General features: G+C 69.9%; 11 protein-coding genes. 3 read left to right on the top strand and 8 right to left on the bottom strand.

What is annotated here, in order from left to right; genetic code table 11:
* Positions 1–48: 48 nt before the first annotated feature.
* Positions 49–555: a GNAT family N-acetyltransferase gene (locus tag MMB17_RS10580; RefSeq protein ID WP_241101895.1), complete on the bottom strand. Its 507-nt coding sequence runs from the start codon at positions 553–555 to the stop codon at positions 49–51.
* A 217-nt stretch (positions 556–772) separates the two neighbouring features.
* Here MMB17_RS10580 and MMB17_RS10575 point away from each other — a divergent pair, with 217 nt between their 5' ends.
* Together MMB17_RS10575 and MMB17_RS10570 are read left to right on the top strand one after the other, a co-directional pair.
* The gene (locus MMB17_RS10575) at positions 773–1498 is read left to right on the top strand and encodes a fused DSP-PTPase phosphatase/NAD kinase-like protein (protein ID WP_238310361.1); all 726 of its coding nucleotides are present in this window, start codon (positions 773–775) and stop codon (positions 1496–1498) included.
* A 4-nt stretch (positions 1499–1502) separates the two neighbouring features.
* Positions 1503–2486, top strand: a complete 984-nt coding sequence (locus tag MMB17_RS10570) for a WcbI family polysaccharide biosynthesis putative acetyltransferase (RefSeq protein WP_241101894.1) — start codon at positions 1503–1505, stop codon at positions 2484–2486.
* A gap of 11 nt (positions 2487–2497) precedes the next feature.
* Here MMB17_RS10570 and lpxD read toward each other — a convergent pair whose 3' ends face one another.
* From lpxD to frr, 7 genes are all read right to left on the bottom strand, one after another.
* Positions 2498–3589, bottom strand: coding sequence for a UDP-3-O-(3-hydroxymyristoyl)glucosamine N-acyltransferase (gene lpxD, locus MMB17_RS10565; RefSeq protein WP_241101893.1), 1092 nt, complete (start codon positions 3587–3589; stop codon positions 2498–2500).
* A 47-nt stretch (positions 3590–3636) separates the two neighbouring features.
* The gene (gene bamA / locus MMB17_RS10560) at positions 3637–6204 is read right to left on the bottom strand and encodes an outer membrane protein assembly factor BamA (protein WP_241101892.1); all 2568 of its coding nucleotides are present in this window, start codon (positions 6202–6204) and stop codon (positions 3637–3639) included.
* Positions 6205–6529: 325 nt separating this feature from the next.
* A complete protein-coding gene (gene rseP, locus MMB17_RS10555; protein ID WP_241101891.1) occupies positions 6530–7690 on the bottom strand; it encodes an RIP metalloprotease RseP in 1161 nt (386 codons plus the stop codon).
* Between the two features lie 211 nt (positions 7691–7901).
* The gene (gene dxr, locus MMB17_RS10550) at positions 7902–9080 is read right to left on the bottom strand and encodes a 1-deoxy-D-xylulose-5-phosphate reductoisomerase (protein WP_238310366.1); all 1179 of its coding nucleotides are present in this window, start codon (positions 9078–9080) and stop codon (positions 7902–7904) included.
* A gap of 48 nt (positions 9081–9128) precedes the next feature.
* A complete protein-coding gene (locus MMB17_RS10545) occupies positions 9129–9956 on the bottom strand; it encodes a phosphatidate cytidylyltransferase (protein ID WP_420847353.1) in 828 nt (275 codons plus the stop codon).
* 41 nt (positions 9957–9997) lie between these two features.
* Complete coding sequence (locus MMB17_RS10540) at positions 9998–10759, bottom strand: isoprenyl transferase (protein WP_238310521.1); 762 nt, start codon at positions 10757–10759, stop codon at positions 9998–10000.
* Between the two features lie 140 nt (positions 10760–10899).
* The gene (frr, locus tag MMB17_RS10535; protein ID WP_238310368.1) at positions 10900–11463 is read right to left on the bottom strand and encodes a ribosome recycling factor; all 564 of its coding nucleotides are present in this window, start codon (positions 11461–11463) and stop codon (positions 10900–10902) included.
* A 302-nt stretch (positions 11464–11765) separates the two neighbouring features.
* Between frr and MMB17_RS10530 the strand changes: the two genes are divergently transcribed.
* A complete protein-coding gene (locus tag MMB17_RS10530; protein WP_241101889.1) occupies positions 11766–12173 on the top strand; it encodes a polyketide cyclase in 408 nt (135 codons plus the stop codon).
* The last annotated feature ends 8 nt before the right edge of the window (positions 12174–12181 follow it).

Here is a 12181-nt window from a genome sequence, read left to right as displayed (position 1 = left end):
AGGCGGAGCGGCCTGTTACGCCCATGTCCGCACTCTGAACCGTGGGTTCTAAACGAAGATAAAGCCGATCTTCGGCAGGCAGGCGCCGGAGAGGCGCTCGACGGCCTCGGCGCTGCGCAGGCCGCCGAGCCCCTCGTAGAAGGCGATCGCCCGCGGATTGGCGGCGAGGGACCAGACGCCCACCCGCGCGAGCCCGTGATCGATCAGGTCGTTGCGCACCGCACGGAACAAGCGGGTGCCGAGGCCGATCCCCTGATATTCCGGCGTGATGTAGAGTTCGTCGATCTCGCCCTCGGCCCGCAGGGAGCGCTCCCGCGCCCGGCCATAGGCGGCGTAGCCCACGATCGTCTCCCCGAACTCCACCGCCGCGAGCCCGCGGCCGCGCCCGATCATGCCCTTCCAGGCCGTCGGGCCGCGCTTGGCGATGTAGCGCTCCAGAGCCAGGCCGGGGATGACGCCCTGATAGGCCTCTCGCCAGGCTGTATCGAACACGGCCGACAGCATCGCCGCGTCCCCTAGCCGTGCGCGGCGGATGCTGACCGTGGTCGTGCTCATGGAGACGTCCGCTCCCCGATGCGTCGGATGGCGCCATGATGCGCGCAAATCCGGGCGCGGGGCAACGGGGGATCGGCGGCGCCGAAGCGTCTCCCGCGTCGCAGCAGAAGAGGCTCCCCCCTGGCGCCCGTGGCGCCGCGTTGTCGCCCATCCGAACGGCTGCTAGAGCGGCGCGGGGCAGCATCCGGCCCCGGAGCGGCGATCGAGCCGGAGCATCGTGTTCAACCGTTTCCTCAAGCCCGAGACCCGCTACGCGCGCCGCATGGCCCGCATCGCCCGGTTCGAGCAGCCCATCGAAGGCCCGCTTGCCCGCGCCCGGGCCTGGGCGAACATGCTGCTCGTCGATCACGGCGTGTTCCGCCTGGCCTATCTCAACCGGCATCTCGTCGGCACCGGCCTCGTCTGGCGCTCGGCCCAGCCCTCGCCGCACCAGCTCGCCTGGTTCAAGCGCAAGGGCGTGCGCACGATCATCTCCCTGCGCGGGGGCCGCGAGCATGGCTCCTGGCCGCTGCAGCGCGAGGCCTGCGAGCGTCAGGGCCTGAAGCTCGTCGAGTTCGTCCTGCGCTCCCGGGAGGCGCCCTCCCGCGAGACGGTGCTCGCCGCCAAGGCCTTCTTCGAAGGCATCGAGTACCCGGCGGTGATGCATTGCAAGTCCGGCGCGGACCGGGCCGGTCTCGCCGCCGCCCTGTTCCTGATCCTGCACGAGGGCCGGCCCGTGCGGGAAGCCGCGCGCCAGCTCTCCCCCCGCTACGGCCACTGGCGTTTCGCCAAGACTGGGATCCTCGACGCCTTCTTCGCCCGCTACCTTGCCGAGGGCGAGCCCGCCGGCCGCAGCTTCCTGGAATGGGTGGAGCACGATTACGATCCCGAAGCCCTCAAGCGCGAGTTCCGCTGGGGCTTCTGGTCGGACCTCGTCGTCGACCGCCTGATCCGGCGGGAATAGCCGGATGAGCACGGGCTTGATCAGGGGCGCCGTGGCCTGGCTGCTGCCCGGGCGCCGGCCCGCGGAGACGCTGTCCGGCCCAGGGCCGCGCATCGCGGTGATCGGCAATTGTCAGGCGGAGGGCGTGGCCTTGTCCGTGGCGACGCTGCTGCCGGGGGCCCAAGTCCGCCTGTTCGGCCTTGCCGGCCTGCGGGCGCGGCGGGGCGGCCTGGAGACGCTGGTCGGGGAGCTGCGGGCCTTCGACCATGTCTTCGTGCAGGCCCTCGAACCGGGCAGCCTGCCCGGCAGCGGCCCGCAGGCCCTGTGCGCGGCCCTGCCGGCGGCCCGGCTCTATCCCTCGATCGTGTTCTCCGCCTTCCATCCCGACGCGATCTATGTCGGAGCCGCGGGAGGCCGGCTGGTCCCCTCCCCGCTCCACACCTACCATTCGGCGATCGTGCTGTTCGGCTTCCTGCGGGGGCTCACGCCCGGGCGGGTCGCCGCCCTGTTCCGGCGCGACGTGATGGTGCGGCTCGGCTATTTCGCCGCCTGGGACTCCTGCGCCTCCGACCTCATCCGGGCGAGCCGCGCAGTCGACTTCGATCTCTCCGGGGAGATCGCCCGCTGGGCCCGGCGTGGCGTGTTCATGCGGAATATCAACCATCCGAGCATCGGCGTGCTCGGCGAGGTGGCGGCGCGGCTGCTGCGGGAGGCGGGCTTCCAGCCGGCCGACATCGATGTGGGCGACTACGTGCCCGATCCACTCCTCAACGGAGTCGTCTGGCCGGTCTATCCGCCCATCGCCGAATTCTATGGGGTCGCAGGCTCCACCCTGTTCAAGGGACGCCGCCCGTCGGGCGGCGTGGCCCCCAGCTACGACCTCGACCGCCTCATCGCGGAGAGTTTCGCGCTCTACGAGACGACGGCCCGCGCGCAGCTGCGCTGCCACCGCACCGACTTGTGGGACGGCATCCCGGAGATCCGGGCGCTCTTCGACGGGGGCGCCTGAGCGAAAGCCGCTCAGGCCTCGTCGTCGGCGGCGCGCTTGCCGGGACGGGAAGCGGGAGCGTCCTCACCGCCGGAGCGGCGGGCGAGTTGGGCGAGCGCCGTCATCTCGCGGAACCAGGTCCGCACGGGCCGGGCCGGAGTGCCCCCCCAGCGCGCCCCCGGGGGCACGTCGCGGTTCACGTTCGAGGAGCCGGCGATCTGGGCGCCCATGCCGATGCGCAGATGGCCGACCACGCCGACTTGGCCTCCGAGCACGACGTAATCCTCCAGCGTGGTCGAGCCGGAGATGCCGACGCCGGAGACGATCACGCAATGGCGACCGATCACCACGTTGTGGGCGATCTGGACGAGGTTGTCGATCTTGGTGCCCTCACCGATCACCGTGTCGCGGCTGGCGCCCCGGTCGATCGTGGTGTTGGCGCCGATCTCGACATCGTCCTGGATGATGACGCGGCCGACCTGTGGCACCTTGAGATGGCCGCCGGCACCCATGGCGAAGCCGAACCCGTCCTGGCCGACGCGCACGCCCGGATGCAGGATGACCCGGTTGCCGACGAGCGCGTGGGAGAGGGTGACGCCGGCACCGATCGAGGAATCCCGCCCGACCCGGACATTGGGGCCGATCACGGCATTGGCCGCGACCACGCTGCCGGAACCGATCTCCGCGCCCGGTCCGATCACCGCCCCGGGATCGACGCGCACGCCGTCCTCAAGCCGCGCCTCGGGATGCACATGGGCCCCTGGAGAGATGCCGGCAGCGGCAAACAGCGAACCCGGCCGCATCGCATCGGGATGCAGGCGTGCGAGCAGCTTGGCGTAGTGGCGATAAGGATCGGCCGCGACGAGGGCGATCGTCGTCTCGGGCAGCCGGGCGGCGAAGCGCGGCGAGACCAGGCAGACACCGGCACGCGTCCGGGCGAGAGCCTCGGCGTAGCGCGCGTTGTCCATATAGGCGAGGTCTTCGGGGCCGGCGCTCTCGAGGGGCGCACAAGCGACGAAGGCGCGGGACGGATCCGCGCCTTCGGGAAGGGTGAGACCCGTGACGGCGGACACCTCTGCGAGGGTCAGGCCGGGTTCGGGCGCGAAGAAGACGGGATCGGTCATGAAAGCCATAACGCGCCGCCCGGGGATCGGGCGGCGCGTCGTTTCCGTCAGAAGCGCGAGCCGCCGGAGAAGCGGAAGGCCTGGATCTGATCCTTGCCCACGCGCCCGAAGGTCGTCTGGATGCCTTCGTCCTTGGTGAGGGCGTAGGCGTAGTCGAAGCGGATCGGGCCGAGGGGCGAGTTCCACAGGATCGAGGCACCGACCGAGGAACGGATGGTCGGCTTGTCGTGGACGTTCACGCACTCGGGCTCGACCTTGATCGCGTTCGAACCGAAGCTCGTGTAGTTGCAGAGGCCGCCCGGGGCGATGCCGTTGATGAAGCCGTCGCCATTCACGTCGAAGGAGCGGCTGCCGGAGTACCCGAACAGCGTACCCGCATCGGCGAAGACCGCGCCCTTCAGGCCAAGATCCTTCGGGATGCCCCAGATCGGGAACTGAATCTCGAGGGTGCCGCCGAAGTAAGTCGTACCGCCGATGGCGTTGGAGCGGGCATCGGCGATGCCGACGTCGCGCGGGCCGAGGCCGTTCGGGGCGAAGCCGCGCACCAGCGACGGCCCCATGAAGAACTGGTCGGTGATCCGCAGCGGGTTGCCGTCGAGCGCGGTGATGTGACCGCCCTGGATGCGGACGAAGCCGACCACGTCCTCCCAGAGTTCCTTGTAGTAACGGGCATCGCCCGTCACGCGGAAGAACTTGGAGTCGCCGCCGAGGCCGGCGATATCGGGCTTCAACTCGCCGTAGAAGCCGTTGGTCGGCCGCTGCAGGTTGTCGAGGGTCGAGTAGGCGAGCGTCACACCGGCGAGCGAGGTCAGGGTCGAGCCCTGCGAGCCCTTGAGCGCGATCGAGGCCTCGCCGTCGAAGGCGCAGTTCGGATAGGCGGGCAGACCGCCGACGTTGCGACCCGAGACCGGATCGATCGTGCCCGCCGGGTTCAGCTGGGTGTAGCCGGGGATCGGGATCGAGCAGTCGTTGAAGGGCCGCTTGATCGTGTTCGGGACCTTCAGCTCGGTGTTGTACAGCGAGTAGCGGAAGGTGACGCCGAATTCCTGGGTGATCGGCAGGCCGACGCGGAGCTGGCCGCCATAGACCGTGGTCTCGTAGCGCGAGTACCGGGTCAGGTCCGAGTACTTGTAGAAGGCGTCGAAGCCGGCTGCGAGACGGTAGCCGAGGAAGTACGGCTCAGTGAAGGAGAAGTCGAAGCCCTTGGCGTACTGGCCGCCCTGGGCGGCGACACGCACGTATTGCCCGCGTCCGAGGAAGTTGGATTCGGAGACGGAGACTTCGCCGATGATGCCGTCCTGGGTGGAGTAGCCGCCGGCCACCGAGAACGAGCCGGTGGGCTGATCCTCGACGTCGATGTTGACCACCACCCGGTCCGGCGCCGAGCCCGGCTCGTTGGAGAAGCGCACCTTCTTGAAGAAGCCCAGCCCGTTCAGGCGGCGCTCGGCCCGGTCGACCAGAACGCGGTTGTAGGCATCGCCCTCGCCCAGATCGAGCTCGCGCCGGATCACGTAGTCCCGGGTCCGGGTGTTGCCGCGGATGTTGATGCGCTCGATGTAGACCCGCGGGCCGTCCTCGACCACGAAGCCCAGCGACACCTTGTGGGTGGCCCGGTCGCGCTGGCCCGTCGGCCGCACCTGGGCGAAGGGGTAGCCCTGGCGGTTGACCTCGTTGGTCACCCCCACCAGCGTCTTCTCCACGTCCTCGGCGTTGTAGACGTCGCCGACCTGGGCGCGCACCTCGCCGTCCAGCGCGCCGGTATCGACCCCCGGAACCCGGGCATCCACTGCGACCGCGCCGACCGTGTACTGCTCGCCCTCGTCCACCGTGACGGTGATGACCCAGCCGGCATCCTCCGGCGTCTCGACGTAGCGCGCATCGGCGTTGACGATGCGGAAGTCGGCATAGCCGTTCTTGAGGTAGTAGCGCCGGATGATGTCCAGGTCGTTGGCGATGCGGTCGGGATCGTAGACGTCCGAGGTCTTGATGAACGACAGGAAGTTCATCTCGGAGGAGGTCATCATCCCGCGCAGGGTCGACTCCGAGTAAGCGTTGTTGCCCACGAAGTGGATCTCGCGGATGCCGGTCTTGTCGCCTTCCTCGATCTGGTAGACCACGTCGGTCCGCCCGTTCGGAAGATCCACCAGACGGTAGCTCACCCGCGCCGTCCCACGACCCGAACGCTTGTAAACGTCCCGGATCCGCTCAACGTCGGCGGAGATCACGGCCTGGCTCAGCGGGCCACGATCCTTGGCCTCGACCACACCCTCGAGCGTCGCCTTCTCGATCTTCTTGTTGCCCTCGAAGACCACGCGGCCGATCACGCTGTTCTCACGCACCCGCACGACGGTGGCGCCGCCGCGGGCCGAGACCTGCACGTCCGAGAAGAGGCCGGTGGAGAGAAGGTTGCGGCGCGCTTCCTCGGGCGAGCCCGAGGCGGTTCCCGTCACGTAGGAACGAATGGTGTCGGAGTCGACGCGGCGATTGCCCTCGACGACGATCTGCTGCGCCTGAGCGGCGACGCCGCCGAGAATCACGCCAGCGGCGGCGGTGGCGACCAAGACGATGGTCCGCTCCGCCGACTTGCGCCGGCGCTTCCCCGTCATCGACATCATGTATTCGCCCGTCTCTTTTATTATCAGCACGGGTTCGCACCCGCAGACGAGCGTCCATCGGACGCCCACCCTCTGGTCCCAGCCACGCTTCTATCGAGTTTCCCCTCGTTAGCAAACGTGAACGGGGGATCGACCTGTCGGGATTTTGGGGGTCGTGGCCTTCGCGCCACTTAACGGACGATGGCAGACTCGAAGCATCGTCGATTAAGGTGAATAGGGCGTAAATACGGCTACGCCCACGGCTTTTTCGAATAGCCGCGGGCGGGCGCAACGCTTTGTTCACCCTCGATCCGGGCGGAGCCGCGACCCCGCCCAGCGGGTCGCCTCAGGTGCCGCGGCCGCTCCAGGAAGCCCCCAGATTGAGGATGTCGTTCCAGGCCGCGAACAGCATCAGCATGATGACGAAGGCCAGCCCGATACGGAAACCGATCTCCTGCGCACGCTCGCTCAAGGGTTTCCCGCGCACGGCCTCGAAGGCGTAGAACAGGAGGTGGCCGCCATCGAGCAGCGGGATCGGGAAGAGGTTGAGCAGGCCGATCGAGACGGAGAGCAGCGCGGTGAGGCCGATCAGGCCCCCGACGCCGCCGACCCGGGCGACCTCGCCCGAGACCCGGGCGATGCCGATCGGACCGGAGAGCTGATCGGCGGATTCCCGCCCTGTGACCAGCTTGCCGATGTAGCTGAAGGTGCGGTCCACCACGAAGACGGTCTCGTGGACGCCGAACGTCACGGATTCGAGCGCGCCGTAATGGACGAGCTTGGCCGCGCCGGCATTGGGGCCGTTGATGCCCAGGCGGCCGATGCGATGGCGGCCGAAGGGCGTGCGCTCCTCGAAGGTGTCGGGCACGGCGGTCAGCGTCTCACGGCCGCCGTCGCGCTCCACCACCACGGACAGGCTCGACCCGGCGCTGCTGGCCACGATGCGCTGCATCTGCGCGAAGCTGCCGATCGCCTCGCCGTCGATGGCGCGGATCACGTCGCCGCCCTTGAAGCCGGCCCGCTCGGCGGCGCTGCCCGGCTGCACGGCCTCGACCCGGGCCGGCGTCTCGTAGCGGCCATTCACGTAGATCGCGCCGGAGAACAGCACGATGGCGAGGATGAAATTGGCGATCGGCCCGGCGGCGACGATGGCGGCCCGCTTGTGCACGGGCTGGGTCGGGAAGCTGATCCTGCGCTCGTGCTCGCTCATGCGGGCCACGGCCTCGGCATCGGGCACGCTCGCGCCGTTGGCATCGCCCACGAACTTCACGTAGCCGCCCAGGGGGATCGCGGAGAGCTTCCAGCGGGTGCCGCGGCGATCGTTGAAGCCGGCGATCTCGGGACCGAAGCCGATGGAGAAGGCATTGACGCCGACGCCGCACCAGCGCCCGACCAGGAAATGCCCCATCTCGTGCACGAACACGACGACGGTGAGCACGATCAGGAAAGGGATAACCGAGCCGAAGAAGCTCTCGGCCGTGCCGCCCATGGCGGAAAGGAAGTCCATCTGAGTCTCCCGAGGCCCTTCGGCCCCCGTTCTTCTCGACCGCTCCGCGCTGAGATCGGCGTCCCCCTCCACGAGGGCAAGCACGTCGCGTCCCGCGGATGGTCGCACGGCCCGTCGCGCGAGGCGAGCCTTTAATCCCGACCGTCTCGCCCCAGAAACCGGAGCCGGAACGAGGCGGCAGGGGCTTGTTGCGCCGAACGCCGGCGGGGTCTCACTCCGCCGCCGCGGCGGCGGGGAGGGCCTGGGACGCCCAGGCGCGCACATGCGCATCGATGGCGAGCGCGGCCTCGACGTCGGCGGGAGCCGCGCGGTATTCGGCGGCGAAATGCGTGCAGGCCCGCTCCACCAGTTCGGCGATGCCGTAGAAGGGAATGGCGCCGCGGATGAAGGCCGCGACCGCGATCTCGTTGGCCGCGTTCATCACGGTCGGCGCGCCGCCCCCCTCGGCCAGCGCGGCCCGGGCGATGCGCAGGCAGGGGAAACGGGCCTCGTCCGCCGGCTCGAAGGTGAGGCTGCCGGTCGCGGCGAGATCGAGATTGCGCCCCCGCTCGATGGTCAAGCGGTCGCCGAGGCCGAGGCAATGGGCGATCGGCACGCGCATGTCGGGCATGGCGAGCCCGGCGGTCACCGCGCCGTCGCGCCAGTAGACCAAGCCGTGCACGATCGACTGCGGATGCACGATCACGTCGAGGCGGTCGGCGGAGAGCGCGAACAGGTGATGCGCCTCGATCAGCTCCAGCCCCTTGTTCATCAGGGAGGCGGAATCGATGTTGATCTTCATGCCCATCGACCAGGTCGGATGGGCAGCGGCCTGATCCGGCGTCGCCGCGGCGATGCGCTCCCGCGTCCAGGTGCGGAACGGGCCGCCCGAGGCGGTGATCGTCATCTTGGCCACGTCGTCGATGCGGCCGTCGCCCAGGGCCTGGGCCAGGGCGTTGTGCTCGGAATCCACCGGCAGCAGGGTCGCGCCGTAGCGCTTGGCGTCGCGCATGAAGGCGTCGCCGGCGCAGACCAGGCTCTCCTTGTTGGCGAGCGCCACCGTGCGGCCGAGCTTCAGCGCCGCGCAGGTCGGCTTGAGGCCGGCCGCGCCGCTCACTGCGGCGACGACGATATCCGCGTCGCGGGCCACCGCTTCCAGCACCGCCCCCTCGCCCGCCCCGTGGGGGATGCCCGAGCCCGCCAGGGCCTCGGCCAGGGCCGGGCCGGCGGATTCGTCGGCAAGGGCGGCGAAATCGGCCTTCAGCTCCCGGGCGAGCGCGCCGAGGGCGGCGGCGTCGCGGCCGCCGACCAGGGCGCCGACGCGGAAGCGCCCGGCATGCTGGCGCAGGAGATCGGTGGTGGAACGACCGATGGAGCCGGTGGCGCCGAGGACGGTGACGGTGAGGCTCACGGGAGACATCCTGAAGTTTCGTCGGCGGGCATCATCAAGCACCCGAAATCAGACGGCAGCGAGGCGCCGCGCCAGGAGCGCGAGGCCGGCGAGGAGGGCGACCGCGAAGAAGCCGTCCAGGCGGTCCATGATGCCGCCATGGCCGGGAATGGTGTGCCCGGAATCCTTGACCCCGTAGCGACGCTTCAGGGCGGATTCGAACAGGTCCCCCCCCTGGCTGAGGACGGAGGCGAGGGCACTGACGAGCGCCACGGCGAGAAGCGGGAGGCGCCCGAACAGATCCGGGCTGCCCTCGCGGGCCGCGAGAACGACGCCGAGCCCGGCGAGCGTGCCCGCCAGAAGCCCGCCGACCGCCCCCGACCAGGTCTTGTTGGGGCTCACCCGCGGCATCAGCTTGGGGCCGCCCAGGAGGCGGCCGGCGAAATAGGCGGCGATGTCCGTCGACCAGACCACGGCGAAGATCCAGGCCGGTCCGACGAGGCCGATGGCCGGGTCCTCGCGCAGGGCCGTCGGCACGAGCACGACGACCGAGGCCGCGGCGAAGCCGAGCACGGCATGGAGCCGGCCGGTCGCCCCCCGTGCGGCGACCGCCAGGATCGCGACCGCCAGGGCCGCGATGGCGGCCGCTACGGGCAGCGGCAGACGGGCGAGGAGCGCCACGCACAGACCGATAAGGCCGGCGGCGCTGACGATCCCGAGAAGCCGCGTCGGCGCCGTGCGGCTCATGGCGAGCCATTCGCCCGCGCCGAGGATGCCCGCGGCGAGCCAGATCGCCGCGAAGGGCCAGCCACCGACGAGGAGCGCGGCCAGCACCAGGGCCGCGAGCACCACGCCGGAGACGGCCCGCAACGCGAACTCACGGGTGGCGAAGGGCATGCGCCGCGCGCCCGCGGGCGTCGGCGCAGAGCCGCGACCGCTCATCCCTGGGCCTTGCTGCTGAGGCCGCCGAAGCGGCGGTCGCGGCGATGATACTCGGCGACCGCTTCCAGGAAGGCGCCGTGGTCGAAATCGGGCCAGAAGGCCGGCGAGACCACGTATTCGGCATAGGCCGTCTGCCAGGTCAGGAAGTTCGAGAGACGCTGCTCGCCCGAGGTGCGGATGACGAGATCCGGGTCGGGGATCCCGGCCGTGTCGAGCGTGCCCGTGATCGTGTCGAGCCCGATCGCGTCCGGCTGCAGACGGCCGGCGGCGACCTCGGCCGCGATGCGCTGCATCGCCCGCAGGATCTCCTGCCGGCCGCCATAATTGAAGGCCACGACCAGGGTCAGGCCCTTGTTGTCGCGGGTGCGCTCCTCGGCTTCGGCGAGCAGGGCAGCGATGTCGGACGTGAGATCGCTGCGCTCGCCGATCACGCGGATGCGCACGTCGTTGGCGTGGAGCTCGGCGAGGTCCCGGCGCACGAAGAGCTTGAGGAGCCCCATCAGCTCGGCCACCTCGGTCGGGGGCCGGCGCCAGTTCTCCGACGAGAAACTGTAGATCGTCAGGTAGCGCACGCCGAGCAGGATGGCCGAGCGCACGGCGCGACGCACCGCCTCGACGCCCCGACGATGCCCCTCGAAGCGCGGCAAGCCGCGGCTCGAAGCCCAGCGGCCGTTGCCGTCCATGATGATCGCGACGTGCTGCGGGGGAGGCAGCGCGGGCTTGATCTCATGGCTCGTGGGCTCGGACTCGCCGGACAGCGCACCGCCCCCGCCATCGACCGCCGCCACCTGACGCGCGCCTTCCGATCGAATCAACGCGCCTCTCCCCCGATCCAGACCATGTAACACGGGGCGGCAACGCGCCGCCCCGCCTGAAATTACAACGGCGACCGCCGGGATCAGACCTGCATGATCTCCTTCTCCTTGGCGGAGAGTACGGTGTCGATCTCGGAAATATGGTCGTCGGTCGCCTTCTGCACGTCGCCCGCCTGACGCTTCTCGTCGTCCTGGCTGATGGCGCCGTCCTTCTCGAGCTTCTTGAGGATGTCGAGCCCGTCGCGGCGGACATGGCGCACGGCGACGCGGGCCTCCTCGGCGTATTTGTGGGCGACCTTGACCATCTCCTTGCGGCGCTGCTCGTTCATCTCGGGGATGCGCAGGCGGATGGTCTGGCCCTCGGTCATCGGGTTGAGGCCGAGATCGGATTCGCGGATCGCCTTCTCGACATGCGTTACCATCGAGCGGTCCCAGACCGAGATGGACAGGAGGCGCGGCTCCGGCACGCTCACGGTGGCGACCTGCGCCATCGGCATCAGCGCGCCGTAGGCCTCGACCTGGATCGGATCGAGCAGGCTCGGCGTCGCCCGGCCTGTGCGCAGGGAGCCGAGATCCTTGCTCAGGGAGGCGACGGCGCCCTGCATGCGGCGCTTGATGTCGTTGAGGTCGAAGTCCGGTGTGGCCATGTCGAAAGAAGGTCCCGACGCTTGGGCTGTGGAAGCGGCGCAGCCGGGCGAGCGGCTGCCTGCACGCGTTGCGGCTTCAATGAACGAAAACGCGTGCACCCGCAAATAGGAAGCGGCTGCCGAACGCCATCGGGCGGGTGCCGGCGCACCGCCTTTGCAAGCGTGGCGCGGCCCCGTCGCGCGGACGGATCGGGTCCCGTGCCTACCGATCCGCCCGGAGGCGCAACGCGCGATCAGCCGAGAAGGGCATGAGGCTGGTCAAATCCGGCATGCGCTCCGACAATGGTGCCCCTGGAGGAACCATGCTGGAAGCGAAGGTGATCACCTGCTCGGCCCGGCGGGAGGCGCGGGAGCTCTATGAAAGGCTCTGGCGACCCGAGAGCTTCCCGCAATGGGCCTCCGGCCTCAGCCAGGGGGCCCTCGAACGCGACGGCGAAGGCTGGACCGCCCAGGGACCGGAGGGTCCCGTGAGGATCACCTTCACGCCGCACAACCCCTTCGGCGTGATGGATCACCGGGTCGATCTCGGCGACGGCCGAAGCGTCTTCGTGCCCCTGCGGATCGTGCCGAACGGGGAAGGCAGCGAGGTCATGCTGACGCTGTTCCGGCAGCCCGGCACGAGCGACGCGCAATTCGCCGAGGACGAGGCCTGGATCCGGCGCGACCTGGCGGCGCTCGTCGCCCTGGCGGAGGGGCCTCCCGGCCCCTGACGCCTTAC

This window comes from Methylobacterium organophilum (assembly GCF_022533465.1).
Taxonomy (GTDB): domain Bacteria; phylum Pseudomonadota; class Alphaproteobacteria; order Rhizobiales; family Beijerinckiaceae; genus Methylobacterium; species Methylobacterium organophilum.
This window is presented reverse-complemented; position numbering and strand designations above follow the sequence as displayed.